This window comes from Staphylococcus sp. 231237_7MaSpsaltlick, assembly GCF_043107035.1.
In genome coordinates, this window is the sequence record NZ_JBICNX010000003.1 from 73,928 (window position 1) to 94,034 (window position 20,107).

Sequence of the window (20,107 nt, forward strand, 5' to 3'; positions counted from 1 at the left end):
CTATTAAGTTTTTCACATTAGTTAATAAGCATAAACATTATTTACATTTTTATCATGTAACCTTTGCACACTCTAGATAAATGTGACTATAACTTAATTGTTCACATTTAATTATTGCATCTATTTTATGCATTACCACGGCATATAACATCTTCTTTTTATATTGTTAAAGATTATTCATCCCCTTAATATAATTTGCACTATTTTTACATATAAAAATAAAACTCCCAGATTCAAAGGATCAAGGAGTTTCAGTCATGTTTATTCACCAATCATTTCAGAATATTGTTCTGCTGATAATAAATCTTCTAATTGGCTTTCATCACTTAATTCAATTTTAATCATCCATGCTTTTTCATATGGTGATTCATTTACAAACTCAGGGCTATCCTCTAACTCATCATTTGAGCTAAGTACTTTACCTGAAAGTGGTGCATATAATTCAGAAACAGTTTTTACAGATTCAACACTACCAAAAGTGTCGCCTTCATTAATTTCATCATCAACTTCTGGTAATTCAACGAATACGATATCTCCTAATTCGTTTTGAGCGTATTCAGTAATACCAATTGTTGCTGTATTTCCTTCAACTTTTACCCATTCATGTTCTTTAGAATATTTTAATTCGTTTGGTACTGCCACGAGTATCCCCTCCTAAATGTTATTACATATTCATGATGCCATATGAAAGGTATTAGGGCAACTATAAAGTGGGATAACATTGCACCTTCAACCGTTTTTCGCTCATTTTTATAAAGCGTTTTCATTTTTTGTAAATTTATTATGCTTTACTTGATTGCCATGACTAATATTGTCTTATAACCAAACTTGTTTATATTCGTCTTCTTTAAAGCCAACAGTCACTTTATCACCAGATACAGCAAGTGGTCGTTTAACTAGCATACCGTTTGAAGCTAGTAAATCTAGTTTTTCATCATCTGTTAAATCATTTATCTTATCTTTGAGACCTAACTCTCTGTATTTTGCGCCATGCGTATTGAAAAGTTTATTAATTTCAATATCTGTTCCAGCTAAAATTTCTTTAAATTCACTCTTAGTAGGTGTGTGTTGTACAATATCAATTGGTTCAAAGCTAACGCCATAGTCTTTTAAGAATTTTGCTGCTTTTTTACATGTTGTACAATTAGGATACTGGTAAAATTTTATCATTATTCTGTACCTCCTATGTCTAGTTATCACTAATATATCAAATTTATTCATAAAACGCTCTAATTATTAAGCTAATTTTTTTTATTAGAATTATAATTTCGCTATAATAGTATTACTAATCTATCAAAAAGGAGAATTAATTATGCAACCTATTAATACAACTGATCAATTTAAAGAGACAATTCAAAGTGATCAACCAGTCATTGTTAAATTCGAAGCAGGCTGGTGCCCTGATTGTAAAGCTATGGATATGTGGATTGATCCAATAACTGAAAAATATAATGATTACCAATGGTTTACAGTTAACAGAGATGAATTAGAAGATGTAGCTGCAGACAATGAAGTGATGGGAATTCCAAGTCTACTCGTATTTAAAGATGGAAATAAATTAGCACACTTACATTCTGCAAATGCTAAATCACCAGAACAAGTTGAATCTTTCTTAGCAGAAACATTTAAATAATAAATTAAGGAGTGAGACTAAAATCTATTGATATAGACTTCTTGGTCTCACTCCTTTTTTAATGGGCTAAAACTTTTCAATTATATTTTCGGTATGTCGTGGTCTATAATTCATTTTATCTTCTAAGTCAGTTAAATATAAAAATCCTAGTAAACGTTCGTTTTCCTGAATATTAAATAGAGCTTGGACTTCTTTGTCAAAAATATAAGGCGGCGTCTTCCAACATGTACCTATTCCTGCTTCATGCAACAATAGCATTAAATTTTGTACATAAGCACCAAACGCCAAATGATCTTCTAAACCTTCTAATTGATGAGGGTCTTCCTTTAAAATCAAGACCAACATACCACCTAAATTAGTAACGACTTGATAGTGATCTTCTTGCTTTTTCGGTTTATCATGAAACGCAATTTGAGTTAGTTGTTTACTCATATTTCCCAATCTATCTTTAGCAACGTGAATCACTCTCCACGGTTCCCTGTGTCCATGGTTAGGTGCATCAGCAGCCTTTTTAATCGCATCATATAATGCATCTTCATCTATAGTCATATCTCTCTTAAAGATTTTTACACTTCTACGTTGTGAAATAGCCTCTTGCAGTTCCATAGTTATATCGCCCTTTCTCTATTGATAACTATTATCAATTATAATGTAGAATGACGATATTTTCAAATTACTCATATAGATTCAACTGTGCTCTCAATGTTTCAACATGAATTTGACCAGGTGCTTTCGGTGTATCCAAACAACCATAGGAAACTACTCCACCAAATACACCTTGCGCAGTCCTTGAAACAATACCTAATTTAGACATTGATATGCCAATCACCTTTTCTGATACTGTATCAGCGGTTTCAGAAACCACTTCTAACAAGCGTAGCACATCCATCTTGTCATGTGGCATCACAGCAACCTTGATATAGCTTGGTGACAATTGATGCATTTTAAAATATAAATGCTTTAATTCTTCTATAGGCGGCGTTTGTTTGAAATCATGATATGACAATACAGTTTCCACACCTTGTGATTCCACATCATTTACAAGTGCTATGAATAAATCTCTGTTAACAGACTTGTCAAATTCAATATCTAGTAAATCAACACCATTGACATTGCTAATATTGAATAACAATTGTCTATAATTATCATCTTCAAGTGTTCCTGCACCACCTTGTGATTGCGTTCTATAAGTCACCAATAATCGTTTATTGATATTCAACTCTTTTATTGACTCAATAGTTTGCTCCAATAATTCATTATTGTACGCTTGCCACTGATCTATGCGCAATTCAATAATTTCAAATGAGTCACTATACAGTTTTAATTGTTGTAGTGTTTCTTCAGTTATTTTGTTTTCTGGAGCTATCGTCACAGCAATATCGACTTTTGTCATTATATGTACTCCCTTTGTAAGATAATTAAAATTATTGTATAACAAATTTTGAAAATAACACAATGCCAAGTTATTATTTTCAGCAGAATCAGCAATACATAACACATTTACTGCGCTATTCATTTCACACCACGATAAAGTTATTTATTACAACCAGTCCCGTTACATAACCTGAGTCATTTCTGCCTATAATACACTCCAATTTGATGGTATATGCATATTGCATCAAGCATATTAAAATTTATTTTATAATGAAAACGAATTCCTATGGTTTAAATTTTATACAATGGGTAGACATAAGAATAAAGACCTTAAGGAGGTATTTTAAATGGCAGTAAAATATGAAACGAAAGCAACAAATACAGGTGGACGTAATGGACACGTTCAAACTGATGACAAAGCAATTGACGTAGCGGTAATTCCACCAGCTCAAGCTGATGCTGAAAAGGGTACAAATCCTGAACAATTATTCGCAGCAGGTTATGCGTCATGCTTTAATGGTGCATTTGATTTAATTTTAAAACAAAATAAAGTTCGTGGTGCAGAACCAGAAGTAACTTTAACAGTCCGTTTAGAAGACGATCCTGAAGCAGAAAGTCCAAAATTAAGCGTCTCAATAGATGCAAAAGTGAAAGATGTATTATCACAAGAAGATGCTGAAAAGTATTTACAAGATGCACACGACTTTTGCCCATATTCAAAAGCAACACGTGGCAATATTGATGTAGATTTAAGTGTTGAAGTAGTAAAATAAGCACTTAATATAAAATACAAAGCGTCTAAGAAACAAATTTCTTGGACAACGATAAGAAGGCAATTTCTATTGAAATCATATAGAAATTGCCTTTTTAATATTCATTTAGAATGATAAGACATCGTTCCACGATGATGTTTGAATTCATTTTTTTATTGTCAGAGATTATTTCAACGATTGTATTAACATAGCATGACATATCATTTAAAGAAATATGTATTGAAATTGCCATTGGCAGCATAAGTTGAAACATGTCATGACCTTTATATTTAAGACACCTTGTTCATTTAACTTAGTAGTGATTATCAAATTATATGAAAAGGCCTTATTTTATTAAGTATATTTTAATTTGAATTTTTATTGGAACGACGTATTTTGGCGAGACTCCTGAGGGAACAGGACAAGCTGAAGACTACAGGCTGAAGCTGTCCCCTAGGAAAGCGAGCCAACAATACATAATATAAAATAAATAGCACTCAGATAAATTAAATTCAATTATCTGAGTGCTATTTTTCTAGGATTTTTGTCCCAAAATCTTTTTTGTTTAAATCTTGATTTCTTTTTATAAATCATCAAATAAATATTAGAATCTGTCGTCTTTATCATTTAAGATAAAATAAGTAATTAAAACCAAAAAAGCAATCAGGACAAGAACGATTAGCGAAACAACTATTGTGATAATTGACGTCACAATCTTTGCCCTCTCTTTCAAATATGTATCTCACCACATTATATCATAATTTTTATATATAAATGAGTTCTAAAAAAATTCAACTAATTAAATTTACACATTTTATAATTGATAGATTATTTTATATTCAAATTAAACGTACTACTAACTTTTCATAAAAAATCAAAAATAGTATTGCTCAAATAAATTTTTTCCTTTAATATTATAATAAAATTATCAAAATATTGATTTAAGTTTTTACTTCAAATATTTAGGGGGCCTTTTAATGAGAAACGTTCGTTATTTGACAGTTGAAGATTTATCGATTTATTATTCGCTTTTATTGCAAGGCATCCATAAAAAACTTGAAGTATACGCGTGGAAATACCAGAATGAACACTGCATATCAAAAAATGTACTCACCGATATTCTAGATATAAATAACAATCATCATAACGTAATTGGTGTGTTTGAAGGTAGTGAATTAGTTGGTGCCGCGACTTTAATTCATGATCAATCTTATGGATTAACTCACAAAGCGATCATAGAAAATTTATGCGCTAACGGCTCAGATCATGAAGAAAAAGAGCAAATCGCAGAACTATTGATGGAACATTTATTTCAAATTTGTAGAGAAAAGAAAATTGAAATATTATTAACTTCTTTAATTTCTAACAATATTAGTGGCAAAGTATTTTTTAGCCAGTTGAATTTTGAAACACTTGTACTAGAACATCATGCTAGAAAATATGGTGAGCGTTATGTTGATGAACATTGGCTAATCTATAATTTTTTAGAGAACGAACAAGAATAATTAAATAATTGAACCGTACTACATTGTTGTATCGTATAAAATTTATATAATTTAAGGAAATTGACGTCTCTTTTCTGTATTGAGCAGTTTAAATGATCCTACATACATTTCAAACCTTTTATAAAACTTTTTTATAATTACTTGCAATTACATTTAGAACCAAATATCATTTTTAGTGAGTACGTATAACACTTTTATTTAAGTTAAAATTGAGTAGATATTTTCATTCATCTTTTAAATATTGAGAGGACTGAACAAGTTGAAATATGCAACAACATTATTGTCATTATTTTTATCATTAATTACACTTGCCACACCATTACTCGTTGTAAATAAAATATTAGATGGTAATTTATCAATCATTGCAGGCGGTTTATTTATATTAGGTGTATTGTTAATCAATATTTACGCATGTTTACGCGGTGATCGTATTGCTAACATATTTGCAATGTGTGTGAGTATTTTCTCTTTCATATTATTGTCATTCCCATTATGGAATTCGTTAATTTAATAATTAACACAGTTTCATTTATTTAATACATAATGTATTCATATCAAAATAAAAGCTGACATTTTTAATAGCTTAAAACAAAAATTTAAGAAGAAAGCCAATCCTTTACAATGATTCAATCAATCTATAGGGTTGGCTTTTTCTATATTATTAACGGCTTAATATATTATTCGCTGAAATAAGAAATAGTTCAATTCTCTTTGCCCATAATGCTCATTCTACTCTCTTTGGTATTTTAAATATTGTTAAACATTCATCTGCACTGATTATAAAAATATGCTACCTCCATATAATTCTATTGGTTTCAATCCATTTATCATCAGCTATAATTTGAATGCTGCCTCCCCTATTAGCTGTCTATATAACTAATTTTCATAACTACCTATTTAAAAAATGAGTAATAATGAATTTCCCCAAGAATCCTCCTCTCAATAGTATAAATTTAGCTAATAATTATTTTTGAAATATTGTAGTTATATTAACAATTCTTAATTTAAATAAATTTTTTCAATTTTATAGCAATTTTAATTTTAAAAATATTCTGAAAGCGCTATAATGATAAAAATAAGGGGGATTAAAATATGAATTTAGCTATTTTAGGTTTCGTCATGATTATTATCTTTATGATACTTATTATGACACGTAAAATGTCAGCCTTAATTGCGTTAATTGTTATTCCAACAATTTTTGCACTTATCGGCGGATTCTATGCGGGCATAGGCAAGTTCATGCTTGAAGGAATAGAAACTGTAGCACCAACTGGTATTATGCTTACTTTTGCTATTTTGTATTTCGGGGTTATGATTGATGCTGGTTTATTTGAACCTGTTATTAATCAAATTATAAAAGTTGTTAAGGGGGATCCTGTAAAAATTGCATTTGGAACCGTCATACTTGCTTCAATGGTTGCATTAGATGGCGATGGAACTACAACTTTTATTATAACCGTTACCGCAATGATGCCTTTATATAAGAAAATTGGCATGAGTCTTTACACACTTTCGACTTTAGCACTGTTATCTATCGGTGTTATGAATATGTTACCTTGGGGTGGACCTACTGCGAGAGCAATTTCTTCATTACAAGTAACAACGGAAGAAGTATTTATACCTATTATTCCAGCTATGGTTGCAGGTATAGTCTTTGCCTTTATTGTCGCTTATATTTTAGGTAAACGTTCAAGAAAATTTATCACATCTTATACTGACATCGATTTAGATGATGTCACTAAAACTGATACTAAAGAAGAATCATTATTAAAAAGACCAAAAATGATTATTCCCAACGCTATTCTTACAATTTCATTAATTATCTGTTTAATTATTGGATTATTACCAATTCCAGTATTATTCATGCTTTGGTTTGGCGTAGCTTTATTAGTAAACTATCCAAATTTAAGTATTCAAAATTCAGTAGTCAAAAAACATGCTGGCGATGTACTTGCAGTAATCAGTTTAGTATTCGCTTCAGGTATTTTTACAGGAGTTATGAATGGTACGAAAATGGTAAATGAAATGGCAAATGCCTTAGTACATATCATTCCGGATGCAATGGGTAATCACTTCGCATTAATCACAGCTATTCTGAGTGGGCCATTTACATACTTTATGGCAAATGATCCATTCTACTATGGTGTCCTACCAATTTTAGCAGAATCAGCACAGCAATTTGGTATTTCAAAAGTTGCAATGGCTAGAGCATCAGTGCTTGGTCAACCACTTCATGTACTAAGTCCTTTATATGCTGCTGGTTATTTACTTGTAGGTATGTTAGATATCGAATATGGTCAAAACCAACGTATTGTAATTAAATGGGCCATTGGTTCTAGCTTATTTATGATACTAGTCGCTTGTATACTCGGTATCATTCCTTGGTAATTTAATATGAAATCTAATAAAACCTGAAACAGCCAATTAGCTATTTCAGGTTTTATTTTTATGTGTCATGGAAATATAATAAATAATAGTTTTACGTTTCTTGAAAAATATAAATAATTGATGATATCGTTCAAAAATACATTTTATAATAATTCTATTATAAAAACAGTTTTAATTTGTAAACACTTGGGTAAAACTTAACGTACAATTTACATTATTAAGGAGTGTTTATTTATGGAACCGCTTGGTGAATGTAATTATATTAACCCTTCTACTATTTCGCTTGATTGGGAATGCTTTGTAATAAGTAAAAGTGATATGGAATTAGATGGATTGCCTCAAGAACTTATTAATAGTTGGATGGCTCAAAATATAATTAAACCGTTCTCTATCAGAAATAACGAAATCAATTTCAAAACAACTGATATAAAAAACGCTTTAGAACAACAAAACTGGTATTATGCACCAAATTAAATAATGATTATGCACGATTAAGATTTGAATTATACAAACTTAGTGCTCTGTTAGCAGTTGCTAAAAGTTGTTGATCGATATAGTTACGATAAAAATAAGCATGCAATTCATTGTAACAAGTCGCTTGTTTTGGAAAGTTTTTATCTCCAATTATATTGTGTGCTAAGAATCCTAAAGGTGTATTATCTTCTTCAAAGCTAATTACAAAATCATGGAAAGTCATATGCCATACCTCATCAATCTAATATATTTTATATCGTTTTTATATTTTTTATATAAATCTTTCGTTCATCATATCAAAATATTCAAATTTGTCTATCGTGTATAAATTACCAAATTTTGATTTTAAAGCCATTCAACCTTTATGTTACGCCGTTTTAAATGTAACTGTTAATTTTGTTAAAATTAGTTATAATTTTAGTTAACATAACTAACTATAACGCCAACTGCTTTATCGTTGGCGTTTTTTGGCCTTTAAATTGATATTAATACTATTTAGACACTTGCTTATTAATGTCTCATCATTCTTTAATGACTACGTATTGACAGGAATATAAATATTATGAACTTATTTAGCTAGAATAGTAATCTCTGTCCAATTATAGCTTTTCAAATTAAAAGAAGACTCATCTCCACAATAAATGGATGAGCCCTCTAGTTTAGAATATGAAGTTTATAACCTGTATTTATTTTTTTTAAAATGGTCAATTTACCTTCCATACTCAAGCGAATCATTAATTATATAAGCATTTTTTATTAAACTAAAACATTTCCATTTTGATCAGCAGGTTTAAATACAGTAATTATTGCACCAATAATTGCAAGTACATGTGGCACGCCAGTCCAACAGAATACCAAGAATAATAAGCCCATTCCCGTTTTTCTAGCATAAAATTTATGAACTCCGAAACCACCTAAAAATAACGCTAAGACAATATAAATAACTTTGTTTACTTCATTCATAATAAATGCTCCTAACATAAAATTGATATTTTTATTATATATCATCATGCTTAATTAATTAAATATTTAACATCGCATTACATAAAATAACTATGAATCATTTTAGTACCGAGTATTAATTACGATTGTGGTCTTCAATTATTTAAAGTGCGTTAAAAGGTTAATACGATATATATTATAAAACAGTGAACATTTCAAAATGACACTATTGTAACAAAGTATTTAGTGATAAGATGAATTTGTTAAAAAATATTGAAATAACTATTTTAGGCGTCATACTCAAAATATACGTCTATCAAAACTTGATTTTTATACAAATAGAGGAGGTTTTGAGTTTTGACTCTACATTTTATGATTGTACTTTGGCTTTCAGTTATCTTTCTAGTTAGTGGTATAGCTTCACTTATAGCATACAAAGTACGTGGATCAAAAGAAGCAAAAGAATCACTATTAGGATTAACAGTTATTTTGATTGTCTTTGGTGTTGTAGGCATCCTTTTTGTTTTAATTTTTGGTCATTAATAATAACACTAATATTCTAATAATCATCTTATTATTAATGGTGATTGTTAGAATATTTTTTTATTTTATTAACCAATATATATTTAAATTTAGTTATTAGTACAACCTCGTTATTTCGTTTATAATGTAAGTAAGTAGAAATCAAAACGGACATAAGGAGGTTTACACTTGAAGTTAACCTATTTACCACAGTGGAAAGTTCAAAATAACAGTAAAAAACAATTCGTTATTCAAGAGGATGAAGCTTCTATTTCAATAGTTAGTCCAATTAATGAATACGCCATGGGAATTTTGAGTCAAGTAACATTTTCTACAACAAATGGCGTGGTTACCGAAGCAACTGTTGAGAATAACAGCCCTGGACTATTTGTATCAGTAGACCAAGAAAATAAGATAATCACTATAGACGATCAAAACGAAAATTAACATATCAAATTTATTCAACAGAATGGTTTTATTTATTTTTATTCCAATATATATTTTGTGCCATAACTAAAGATAGGTGCGTGATGACAATGAAATTAATAAAAAATCTCTTATTACTCCTAACAGGTATTTTAATCATAAGAGCACTATTGTTAAGTATCGATAATTCAAATAACGATTCTATAGAAAATAAAGTTATGGTACAAGACAAAAAGAAATAAAAGCTTAGTTAAGCACACAACGTTCAAAATGATAAATTGATAGTTGTGTGTTTTGTTTTTAATTTAAGGAGTTAAAATATGAAAAATTTTATAGAACAACGTCAAATTTATATCTATCTATTATCACTTGTATTCGCTGCTTTACTAGGATTATATATTCCAAATTTTACAAAATTATTTGAACCTGCGATTCCAATATTATTGACGCTACTTATGTTTTTTATGTTTTCTCAAATCCCCTTTTTTAAATTTAAGGGCAGATTAATTTCTTTTAAATTTATAATTGCACTTATTTTCTCAAATTTTATATTAATACCCATATTTGTTTTTTGTTTAATTTCTGTATTCCATATTACGGATCCAGGTATATTAATAGGACTTTATTTAGTATTACTTGCGCCATGTATTGATTATGTGATTGTATTTACTGCATTAGGTAAAGGTAATGCACAATACATGTTAATGTCTACACCTATATTACTTATATTACAAATCATTTTCTTGCCTATTTATTTAACTTTATTTTTAAATCATATAACGATACCATCGATTGCTTTACAACCATTTTTACATACATTCATAACTTATATTTTAATACCGCTAATCTTAGCTTTGATATTACAGAGGATGAGTACTAAAAATACAAAAGCTCAAAAGTGGTTACACATTACTAATTGGTTTCCTGAAATAATCATGGCATTAGTCTTATTCGTAATTGTAAGTTCACAAATCCATAAAATTACATCGCATCTAGCTATCATATATATGATTATTCCTATTTATATTATATATCTGTTACTCGCCCCATTACTTGGATATTTAAGCGGTAAGCTTTTCAACTTAGAAATTAACACAAAACGCACTTTAGCATTTAGTTCTGGAACTAGAAATGCGCTTGTGGTCTTACCAATAACCTTTGCACTACCTAATAATATTTCGAATGTCGCAACAATTGTAGTTGTTACACAAACAATAGTAGAACTATTAGGAGAAATAATCTATATCAAATTCATACCAAAGTTAATCTGGCGATAGAATTAAGTACAATTCAAATTCTATCCATAAAATATATATAATTTTAAACATATATATAAATATACCTAGAACAACCTTTTTTGGTATAATTATCTCAACGCATATCAAGCAAAGGAGATTATATAATGAAAAGGTTCTTGTTAATGTTATTAGGTGTCGGTTCACTTTTCCTATTAGTTAAATTGGCAGCTACTATTAGTTTTATTCCTGAAGATGACTTAGAAGAAGATGAAATAGAGAGTAATGCAAACCTATAAAGTACATTTCCAAAAATTATTATATTCTTTCAAACACTTAGCTAAATAAGGCTATATACAACATCCAGCTATTTTAAGATTCTGTGTATGCTTTGCTAAGTGTTTTTATTTTATTACTTAATTCACCTATTTAATAAATCATTTTTCCATAGCAAATCTAAGTATTTAGCGCTATTTTGAAAACGTATCATTACCAATTTTTACTAAAATACTATAGAATAGAATGAAGATGAAATTTTACACTTACCTCAATACCGTATAGTTGTCGCTTGAATCACTTTGCAGATAAGTTGATAGTAAAATGAGGTGATATTATGCATATCTTAAGAAAAATATATGAAGATGAAACACCGATTTTTTATATAAAAACCGATCTAGGATTAATAATAAAGGTGAAATCACATAACCACCTTTCCGAAGAAGAGACTACTCAATTATTAAAAGATGTTGCACTAAATATGGATGAGAAATTAAAAAATAATATAGAATAATCAATGAGATAACTATCATTTCAACGTTAATCATTAAAACTTACCGAATTACACAGTTTGCATTTATGAAAAGTGTTTAGTCTGTCGTTTAGGTAACTCCAACTGAATATATAATAAATTACAAATTCAAATAACTTGGTAGAAATTAAATTGTTATACTATCGTAGTACTTCCAAAGAAACATTTAATTAATCAAATTGAAGCAACGCATTACAGTTTATAAAAAATTATGAAAACGTCAATTACTATAGGTTATATCCCTGTGTATTAGTAATTGACGTTTAATATTTATGGGATTGTTTCTACTAAATGATTTACAATTTATGCGATATCATTTTCAGGTATAAGTATTTCAGTTTGCATTGGTAGAGTATATTGAGACATGTAATAATTCTTATACTTAAGATACCTCGTTAATATAGTTTAGTGATGTTTATTAAATTATACGAAAGTGTCTTATTTTTTGTAGTAATAACATATATGAACCTCGTATTGTTTTGCAAAACACTTGAGGGTTTAGGATAAGTGTCGATACCAAGGATCGACACATCCCCCTTAGCTAAGCGAGCAATACGAATCAGAAAGATAGATAGATAGATAGAATATCTCCTTTTACCTAGTATGCTAGCGTGTGTGTAAGGAAATTGAATTATATTAAAATCGTTGTCTTGATATTTACTGCTTTTAATTTTACAGTATTGTTTGCGAGACACCTGAGGGAGCAGGATGCGTGTCGAGATCAAGGCTCGACCCAGCCCCCTAGGTAAGCGAGCAATAACAATACAGAGTATCGATAACAATAACAAAGCCCATCAAAGATTTTGGTCTTTGATGAGCCTAAGAAAATATAATTCACACAAAAGTTTGGAGGACTTCTAGTGCTTAATATAAATTTACCCATTTTCATTTTATAAAAACACAAATATATGCATTTAATTAAAAAAACATATCCGTTATATTAATTAACCGTTTGAAACTTTAATTAATATGATATAAAAATATACTTCCACTCAAAAAAACTAATAATTCAATACATACTGTTGGAAAAGAATTAACTAAAAAGTTATCCTATAAGAGAGACATTAATAGTTTGTTTTATTTAATGTATGATTTAAGCAATTCGTATCATTATCTTATGACACATTAATCATGATTGATATGACATAAGATTGAGATAAAAAAGGGATGATGGAATGGAAATACTACGTAAAGTATATAAAGACGACGAGCCGGTTTATCACGTTAAGACAGACAAAGGATCTGTAATTCGAATTAAAGGGTCAGACGATCTAACAGAAGAGGAAACACAAGAGTTACTTACATTAGTTTCCCAAGATATAGATAAAATGACAAAATAATTCTATACAGTTTCTTAATAAATTAACGACTCATATAAACATAAACTACGTCTCACAAAAATAGCTTTTACAATTTAAGGGGGATAAAGTATTTTACTTTATCAAAAATAATTACTATTAATTTAGTCTTAATAACTATTAACTTTTACAAAAACAAGCCACCTATTGTCATTCATTTCAATGAATATCAACTAGGCGGTTTTTATTTTTTATTCAATTAGAATGTGAGTTCTAACGAAACATGAGGAATACCATCTTCTAAATAGCTTTCTGACACACATTCAAACCCAAATGATTCATAAAATTTTTGTAAATGTGCTTGTCCCGAAATTTTAATTATGCCACTTTTATATCGCTTCTTGATTTCATCAATTGTTTGACGAACAATCTGTTTACCATATTGTTGCTTTCTATATTTTTCAGTTACGAGTACGCGACCAAAACTAATATCATTCTCACGTTCAATAATTCTAGTATACGCAACCAGCTTATTTTGATCTTTTAACATAACATGAAGTGCATTTTCATCTTCCTCATCAACTTCTTGATAGGGACAATTTTGTTCAACTACAAACACCTTGATTCGTTCCCTCATAATATCTATGAGTTCAATTGTTGATAAATGTTGTGTATTTACAATTTTATATTCCATAAGGTTACTCCTAACAAAAAGTACTAAGTCATTATTTAAAAGTTAACTTAGTACTTTCTACAAATAATTAATTTCACTACATCTTATTGTTCAATGATTTGAATTAAGTTTCCACAAGTATCATTAAAAATTGCCATTTTTATTTGATCAACTTCCTTTACTTCTGTGTGAAATTGAACATCTTTGTCCTTTAAATCTCGTTGGACTGCTTCAATATCATCTACACCAAACATAGTGACAGGTATCCCCGCATTAAACAATCCTTCTTGATAATTCTTAGCAATTGGACTTGCATTAGGCTCCAAAACAACCTCTACAGGATTAGATGAGTTTGCTTCTTTAACCGTTAACCATCTATAACCCCCACCTACATCCATATCATTAACGAGTTCAAACCCTAATTTTTCTGTATAAAATTGCTTAGCTGCATCTTGGTTTTCTACAAAAATACTAGTCGCTATTATTTTCACATTTATCCATCCTTATATCTATATATTTATATTTAACATATATCCATTATGCATAGCTTAACACTTCATTTAAATCATTTTATAAAAATAGTTATTTAAATTTTAAAGTATATACATCAATTTAAGTTATACTCTAAATTAAGACTTAAATACAATCGTAATAAAGTAGTCTACACCTTCCACACTATTCGTCACTAACGGCGTAACACTTATAATTTCAGCTGTATCTGAAGTTAATATACGTTCTATATATTGGTTCACACGTTCATCAAACGCCTCAAAGCTTTCCTCATATTGATTATATAAAGTCTTTATTTTCAATAAAAACACCTTCCCTTTATGATTTAATTTAACACTTAAATGAAGCTTATTATGATTACAATTTGCTATTTAACCAATCAACAATTTCTGCAAATATACTTAAATTATATGAACTTTCATTAAATATTTCATGCTGTAACCCCTCATATATATGAATGGACTTTTCTTCAGTACCTATTTCTGCAAATAATTCGAGGGAATCTTGATAACTTACTAAACCGTCTTCTTTTCCATGCAGAATTAATATTGGATATTTAAATTCACTTGCATGTTGCTTCAAATAATCCACACCATCTAATAATGTATAGATTAATCCCATAGAAATTTGTTTAGCATTTAAATCATCATCTTTATATTTTTCTATAACTGTAGTATCTGAGCAAACACCTTCACCTAATTCATTGGCAATATATGTTCTTGTATTCAATTGTCGATCAGGGTGACCAAATAGTGGTAAATTATATCGCGTCAAAGCACCTGATGTAATGATACCATCAACTTTATTTGCTTCTTTCGTTCCAAATAAAGTGACACTATAACCACCCATACTATGCCCAATTAAATAGACTTTCTCTTTAAAATGTTGCTTCACATAATCCACTACTGCAGATAAATCTTCAATAATTTCATCAATTCTACTATAAAATGTTGGTTCTCCACCAGATCTACCATGTCCACGTTGATCAAATCGTATAACATTAAAATTTTGTTCATTTAAATAATTCGTCAGTTCATCATATCTGTCCAAATGTTCTGCTAAACCATGAACGAGAATAACATTAGCTTTCGCTCTTGGTACATCATTAACCTTTGTATAGATATTAGTGCCATCTTTTGACTTGAGATATTTTATATAATTCATTTTTTCCTCTCCTTTCTTTATTTTTTGCTATTGTAATAAAAATAAATGATGCTATTTCTGTTTCATCCTTTATTTACCATTACAACAAATTATTAAACAGTTGACTTTATTTATTTTTTATATTTATATAGTTTATAACAATATAAATATTTGTATGTTAAAGGGAGCGATTCAATTGGCTAAAGTTAAACTTTGTCAAAGTTGTGGAATGCCATTAGATGATAAAACACCAGCAGGTACTGAAAAAGACGGTTCATTATCCGAAAAATATTGTCATCACTGTTATCAAAATGGTGAATGGACTTTAAATTTAAGTTTTGACGAAATGTATGAACATAATCTAAAAAAATTTCAAGAATCAGATATGAATAAATTCCAAAAGTTTATTTTAAATAAAATGTATACCAAAAAATTCATGAAAAAATTAGAACGTTGGCAATAATTAACAAATACATTTTTATCTTCACGCTTTTAACCGTATGATGTTTCTCAACACTTCATACGGTATTTTTCATTCCTTATATCCCCCTTATATTCTGCTCATAGCATTAACTTATACACAATTTCAATACTACGTTAAAGATTTTATCCAGTTACTTTGTAATATAAAGAAGATGTATTTTATATTTTAAAACTTTTAATAAGAACTATTTACATCACATATTTGTAATTTACATTGTATATTTAGACAAAATAATATTCTAAATTTTCGGAATTTTACAATTTAATTTATACAATTCCATGCTACAATAAATTTATTTTATATATACAAAGGGGTTGTATAGTTATTGGTTAAACAAAAAAATGATACAAAACGAATAACAAAGAAAGCTAAAAAATTTAATATGCCGCATATTTATGTCATTTTATTTATCTTTGGTGTTATCGCAACAATCTCAACATATTTCATTCCTTCTGGACAGTTTAGAAGAATCAAAGGACCTGAAGGACGAGAGATGGTTGACGCAGATTCATTTCATTTTATTTCCTCTAAACCAGTAGGAATAGTTGATTTCATTTCTATAATTCCAAAAGGTTTAATAGAAGCCGGTGAAATTGTCTTTTTCACTTTAATTATAGGTGGCATGTTTATGGTGTTAAGGAAAACAGGCATTATCGAAATTGCAGTAGATAAATTAGCACGTCGTTTTATCAATCAAAGTGTGTTAATTATACCAGTACTAACTACTGTATTTGCGATTGTTGCTACGCTTATTGGAACTGCCGAACTCTCTCTCGTATACATACCGGTTATTATTCCATTGATTATTGCATTAGGTTACGACTCAATCACAGCAACTGCCATCGCTTTGTGTGGTACAGTGGTTGGATTTACAGTTGGCGTGTTAAATCCGATTAATACTGGCTTAGCACAAAAACTTTCAGGAATTCCTGTATTTTCTGGAATCGGACTAAGAATTATATTATTTATCGTAGTATTAGCAGTCACAATTATGTTTATTATGCGATACGCACAAAAAATTAAAAATAAACCAACTTTAAGTTCTGTTTATCATGCAGATATTGAAAAGCGTGACCTTTACCAAAACATTACTAATCAAGAACCAATAGAAGCTACAAATAGACAAAAATGGGGTATCGCAGTCGTCCTTCTCTTTTTTGTTATTTTAGTGTACGGTGTTATTTCACAAGGTTGGTTTATGATCGAAATGGCTGGCTTATTTATCATTATGGGAATCATTGTAGGATTAGTGACTGGTCTTAGTACACAGGCTATATGTGAGGCATTTAACGAAGGGTTTAAAGATGTACTGATGGGCGCAATCATCGTTGGCCTAGCCCGCTCCATCGCAGTTGTTTTAGAAGATGGCAAAATAATGGACACTATTGTTCATGGACTGGGCTCAGTAATTGATGGTGCTACACCAACAATTGCAGTAGTCGGCATGTATGCTGTACAAGTAGCAATTAACTTTATTATTTCTTCAGGTAGTGGTCAAGCATTGGTAACTATGCCTATTATGGCCCCTTTAGCAGATATGTTAGGTATTACAAGACAAACCGCCGTTCTTGCATTCCAACTTGGCGATGGTTTCACACATATATTTTACCCAACGAGTGGTTACTTCATGGCCGCCTTAGCTATAGGTGGTGTATCATATACTAAATGGATTCGCTTTTTCTTTCCATTATTTATAATTTGGGGTGTCATTTCAATTATCACATTAATAATTGCCCAATTGACAGGGTGGTCGTAATAAAGAGGAAAGTTTACCAAGAGAAATTTTAAATATAAATATAAAAATATGGCCAGTAAATCTGTGCTATGCTTCCTTCAAAGTAAGTACAAAAATATGAAATTTTTAAGGAAACATATGATTTATAAAGCAGTTTACCGGTCATTTTACTTATAAATGTTAACGCAGATTGCTCAATTACTATGCTATAACCAAGTCTATTGCTGCCACCCAAATGCTTTTATATAATATTCACTTGCATACTCCATAGTTATATATCCTTATACATGTTATTTTTGAAACGTGATTTTTAATAAAATCCTTATCTCATACTTTTAAAAGCATTGCTTTATATATTTAAAATAAATAAAAAGCGCTTTCACAAAATAATTTCCTACTATTTCAATATAATTTATCATATAATATTAAATTATAAAAAGGAGGTCAATGTAATATGAGATTTGGAATGTTACTTATAAGATTAATGTTAGGATTAACATTTATCATACATGGTAGCCAAAAGGTATTCAGTGGTTTTGGTGAACCAATGCATATGATGCAAGGATTAGGATTACCAGCATTTCTCGGTATACTCTTAGCTTTATTTGAATTTATTGGTGGTATTCTTATCATTTTAGGAATTCTAACAAACTATATTGCTCTAGGATTCATTGTAATCATGTTAGGCGCATTATTTACAGTTCATTTATCACAAGGATATATGGCATCAGAATTTGTCATTACATTATTAATAATGAGTATTGCAGTAGCTACTTCATATAATTGGAAAAAGTTCTTCCAATTTTATTAATTAACCTGATATAAAATAAAAAGAGCTATGAAGAAATTTAAGTTGATAAAATTCTCCATAGCTCTTTTACATTTAAAAAATGTCTTATCTAGATTCAAGTTCGCTACCGATCATCCATTTATGATTTCTTATCCATTTATCATCAGTTGTTGACTTATAATCTATAACATAAGCAGTTGTTTTTTTAACATTATCAATTTCTGCTATCGCCCCCTTCATTCCAGCCATATGATCCGCTTCTAATTTTACAGAATCACCTTTTTCAAATCCATGTTGTTTTGCATTTTCTATTTCTTCATTAACAACCCATTTATGGTTTTTCACTTCTTTTTTCCCATCTTTTGGTTTATAAGTTACTTCATAGACATGCGTTTTATAAGCAGCTTTAACTACTCCTTTAGCACCTTTCATTCCTTTCATGTGATCACTGTTAACTGTGACTTTATCACCTTTTTTAAATTTAGCTTTATCTGTAGTCTGCATACCATCTGGCAAATCACCTGCACTACTTTTATGTGAAGTATGCTGTGATTCCTTTGTTTCATTTGCTTGATCATTACCTGTAGAACATGATGACAGCAATATAGCTGCAGTAAAAGATACTGTAAGTAATTTTTTTATCAAATCAATACCACCTTTCATAGTTTTCGTTATGTTAACATCATACAACACATACCCCTCTACGGTATACTCAAACATTAAATGTATGACTATATTCAGACTAGAATAAAATAATAAAAAAATAGTCCAACGCATAGACTAGCTATGAAATGGACCATTAAGCAATAATATATTATTAAATAACCTCGTTATTTAATTATCATGTTATTTACATTCTTACTTTTGATAATGTGGACGGATAAACCACATCTCAGATTCATAATCATGGACGACTTTATGTGCAACCTCAGTCTTATCAGCGCCTCCACCTTCCCAATTTTGATCTAATGATTCAAATTTCATATAATTACCATCATAATTGGCATCCGTAACAATTGCTGTATGCCCTGCTCCATTGCCATAATTTTCATTAAATACAACTATATCACCAGGTTTAGCTTTAAAATCATATGTATTTTTGTATACCGTAGCTTCACCTTCAAAATTATTTTCTGTAGGAATATCTTTTGCATAATCCCCTTTCAATCCATGACCAAATAAGTAGTCCCACTGCTCATTCACCAAATCAAAACACTGCCAACCATATTCATTATCATAATCCCAACCCTTACCCTCAAGTGATTGAGTATAATTCATTGATTCATCATGTGACATTGTCGTTCCAGCTGATGCTGTGTGTATATTAAATATAAAAAATATCGACGTTGATAACATAAAATATGTAAAAAACTTTAAAATATATTTTGTCATTATTTGTCCTTTCATATCTTTGC

27 protein-coding genes are annotated in these 20,107 nt (G+C 29.5%); 15 read left to right on the forward strand and 12 right to left on the reverse strand.

The features are described from left to right. Window positions 1-261: 261 nt before the first annotated feature. Window positions 262-642 (reverse strand): glycine cleavage system protein GcvH, encoded by a 381-nt coding sequence (gcvH, locus tag ACF91D_RS06260; RefSeq protein ID WP_042739735.1) that lies wholly within the window; start codon window positions 640-642, stop codon window positions 262-264. A gap of 174 nt (window positions 643-816) precedes the next feature. After that, window positions 817-1,170, reverse strand: a complete 354-nt coding sequence (locus ACF91D_RS06265; protein WP_042739734.1) for an arsenate reductase family protein — start codon at window positions 1,168-1,170, stop codon at window positions 817-819. A gap of 142 nt (window positions 1,171-1,312) precedes the next feature. Here ACF91D_RS06265 and ACF91D_RS06270 point away from each other — a divergent pair, with 142 nt between their 5' ends. Beyond that, the gene (locus tag ACF91D_RS06270; protein WP_042739733.1) at window positions 1,313-1,633 is read left to right on the forward strand and encodes a thioredoxin family protein; all 321 of its coding nucleotides are present in this window, start codon (window positions 1,313-1,315) and stop codon (window positions 1,631-1,633) included. Window positions 1,634-1,699: 66 nt separating this feature from the next. On the opposite strand, the gene ACF91D_RS06275 is transcribed toward ACF91D_RS06270, so the two are convergent. Together ACF91D_RS06275 and aroD are read right to left on the reverse strand one after the other, a co-directional pair. Further along, a complete protein-coding gene (locus ACF91D_RS06275; RefSeq protein WP_042739732.1) occupies window positions 1,700-2,239 on the reverse strand; it encodes a nitroreductase family protein in 540 nt (179 codons plus the stop codon). A 67-nt stretch (window positions 2,240-2,306) separates the two neighbouring features. Further along, window positions 2,307-3,026, reverse strand: a complete 720-nt coding sequence (aroD, locus tag ACF91D_RS06280) for a type I 3-dehydroquinate dehydratase (RefSeq protein ID WP_107512404.1) — start codon at window positions 3,024-3,026, stop codon at window positions 2,307-2,309. Window positions 3,027-3,354: 328 nt separating this feature from the next. Between aroD and ACF91D_RS06285 the strand changes: the two genes are divergently transcribed. From ACF91D_RS06285 to ACF91D_RS06305, 5 genes are all read left to right on the forward strand, one after another. After that, on the forward strand, window positions 3,355-3,780 hold the full coding sequence (locus tag ACF91D_RS06285) for an organic hydroperoxide resistance protein (protein WP_042739730.1): 426 nt from the start codon (window positions 3,355-3,357) through the stop codon (window positions 3,778-3,780). 956 nt (window positions 3,781-4,736) lie between these two features. Beyond that, window positions 4,737-5,264 (forward strand): GNAT family N-acetyltransferase, encoded by a 528-nt coding sequence (locus tag ACF91D_RS06290; RefSeq protein WP_042739729.1) that lies wholly within the window; start codon window positions 4,737-4,739, stop codon window positions 5,262-5,264. 259 nt (window positions 5,265-5,523) lie between these two features. Beyond that, complete coding sequence (locus ACF91D_RS06295) at window positions 5,524-5,775, forward strand: hypothetical protein (protein ID WP_042739728.1); 252 nt, start codon at window positions 5,524-5,526, stop codon at window positions 5,773-5,775. A gap of 581 nt (window positions 5,776-6,356) precedes the next feature. Beyond that, window positions 6,357-7,652, forward strand: coding sequence for a CitMHS family transporter (locus ACF91D_RS06300; RefSeq protein ID WP_042739727.1), 1,296 nt, complete (start codon window positions 6,357-6,359; stop codon window positions 7,650-7,652). Between the two features lie 234 nt (window positions 7,653-7,886). Then, the gene (locus ACF91D_RS06305) at window positions 7,887-8,126 is read left to right on the forward strand and encodes a hypothetical protein (RefSeq protein WP_042739726.1); all 240 of its coding nucleotides are present in this window, start codon (window positions 7,887-7,889) and stop codon (window positions 8,124-8,126) included. Between the two features lie 7 nt (window positions 8,127-8,133). Here ACF91D_RS06305 and ACF91D_RS06310 read toward each other — a convergent pair whose 3' ends face one another. Further along, window positions 8,134-8,349, reverse strand: coding sequence for a YozE family protein (locus tag ACF91D_RS06310; protein ID WP_392436698.1), 216 nt, complete (start codon window positions 8,347-8,349; stop codon window positions 8,134-8,136). A 533-nt stretch (window positions 8,350-8,882) separates the two neighbouring features. Further along, complete coding sequence (locus tag ACF91D_RS06315; RefSeq protein WP_042739724.1) at window positions 8,883-9,089, reverse strand: TM2 domain-containing protein; 207 nt, start codon at window positions 9,087-9,089, stop codon at window positions 8,883-8,885. Window positions 9,090-9,425: 336 nt separating this feature from the next. Between ACF91D_RS06315 and tsaT the strand changes: the two genes are divergently transcribed. The 6 genes from tsaT to vraX all read left to right on the forward strand — a co-directional run bounded on the left by tsaT (window position 9,426) and on the right by vraX (window position 13,399). Then, complete coding sequence (tsaT, locus tag ACF91D_RS06320) at window positions 9,426-9,611, forward strand: type II toxin-antitoxin system toxin TsaT (protein ID WP_119625553.1); 186 nt, start codon at window positions 9,426-9,428, stop codon at window positions 9,609-9,611. Between the two features lie 168 nt (window positions 9,612-9,779). Continuing rightward, window positions 9,780-10,037: a hypothetical protein gene (locus tag ACF91D_RS06325; RefSeq protein WP_107513435.1), complete on the forward strand. Its 258-nt coding sequence runs from the start codon at window positions 9,780-9,782 to the stop codon at window positions 10,035-10,037. A 299-nt stretch (window positions 10,038-10,336) separates the two neighbouring features. Next, window positions 10,337-11,293 (forward strand): arsenic resistance protein, encoded by a 957-nt coding sequence (locus tag ACF91D_RS06330; protein WP_107528007.1) that lies wholly within the window; start codon window positions 10,337-10,339, stop codon window positions 11,291-11,293. Window positions 11,294-11,418: 125 nt separating this feature from the next. Continuing rightward, a complete protein-coding gene (locus ACF91D_RS06335; protein ID WP_257044437.1) occupies window positions 11,419-11,550 on the forward strand; it encodes a hypothetical protein in 132 nt (43 codons plus the stop codon). A 314-nt stretch (window positions 11,551-11,864) separates the two neighbouring features. After that, window positions 11,865-12,041: a hypothetical protein gene (locus ACF91D_RS06340; protein ID WP_162846374.1), complete on the forward strand. Its 177-nt coding sequence runs from the start codon at window positions 11,865-11,867 to the stop codon at window positions 12,039-12,041. 1,193 nt (window positions 12,042-13,234) lie between these two features. Further along, complete coding sequence (vraX, locus tag ACF91D_RS06345) at window positions 13,235-13,399, forward strand: C1q-binding complement inhibitor VraX (protein ID WP_157946389.1); 165 nt, start codon at window positions 13,235-13,237, stop codon at window positions 13,397-13,399. Window positions 13,400-13,616: 217 nt separating this feature from the next. Here the strand turns inward: vraX and ACF91D_RS06350 are convergent, their stop codons facing one another. The 4 genes from ACF91D_RS06350 to ACF91D_RS06365 form a co-directional block, all read right to left on the reverse strand. Beyond that, window positions 13,617-14,051, reverse strand: a complete 435-nt coding sequence (locus ACF91D_RS06350) for a GNAT family N-acetyltransferase (RefSeq protein ID WP_119625495.1) — start codon at window positions 14,049-14,051, stop codon at window positions 13,617-13,619. Between the two features lie 83 nt (window positions 14,052-14,134). Continuing rightward, entirely contained in the window at window positions 14,135-14,521 is a 387-nt protein-coding gene (locus tag ACF91D_RS06355) for a VOC family protein (RefSeq protein WP_042739719.1), read from the reverse strand. A 138-nt stretch (window positions 14,522-14,659) separates the two neighbouring features. After that, window positions 14,660-14,842 (reverse strand): hypothetical protein, encoded by a 183-nt coding sequence (locus tag ACF91D_RS06360; RefSeq protein WP_042739718.1) that lies wholly within the window; start codon window positions 14,840-14,842, stop codon window positions 14,660-14,662. A 55-nt stretch (window positions 14,843-14,897) separates the two neighbouring features. Beyond that, window positions 14,898-15,704, reverse strand: a complete 807-nt coding sequence (locus ACF91D_RS06365; RefSeq protein ID WP_107513474.1) for an alpha/beta hydrolase — start codon at window positions 15,702-15,704, stop codon at window positions 14,898-14,900. Window positions 15,705-15,879: 175 nt separating this feature from the next. Here ACF91D_RS06365 and ACF91D_RS06370 point away from each other — a divergent pair, with 175 nt between their 5' ends. From ACF91D_RS06370 to ACF91D_RS06380, 3 genes are all read left to right on the forward strand, one after another. Beyond that, complete coding sequence (locus tag ACF91D_RS06370; RefSeq protein ID WP_232161301.1) at window positions 15,880-16,146, forward strand: zinc ribbon domain-containing protein; 267 nt, start codon at window positions 15,880-15,882, stop codon at window positions 16,144-16,146. 346 nt (window positions 16,147-16,492) lie between these two features. Next, on the forward strand, window positions 16,493-17,923 hold the full coding sequence (locus ACF91D_RS06375; protein ID WP_342899656.1) for a YfcC family protein: 1,431 nt from the start codon (window positions 16,493-16,495) through the stop codon (window positions 17,921-17,923). Between the two features lie 433 nt (window positions 17,924-18,356). Then, a complete protein-coding gene (locus tag ACF91D_RS06380) occupies window positions 18,357-18,713 on the forward strand; it encodes a DoxX family protein (protein WP_042739715.1) in 357 nt (118 codons plus the stop codon). Between the two features lie 84 nt (window positions 18,714-18,797). Here ACF91D_RS06380 and ACF91D_RS06385 read toward each other — a convergent pair whose 3' ends face one another. Beyond that, complete coding sequence (locus ACF91D_RS06385; RefSeq protein ID WP_107513341.1) at window positions 18,798-19,337, reverse strand: YdhK family protein; 540 nt, start codon at window positions 19,335-19,337, stop codon at window positions 18,798-18,800. Window positions 19,338-19,550: 213 nt separating this feature from the next. Further along, window positions 19,551-20,084 carry a CHAP domain-containing protein gene (locus ACF91D_RS06390; protein WP_107513340.1) on the reverse strand — a complete coding sequence of 178 codons (534 nt, stop codon included), beginning with the start codon at window positions 20,082-20,084 and terminating at the stop codon, window positions 19,551-19,553. Window positions 20,085-20,107: the final 23 nt, after the last annotated feature.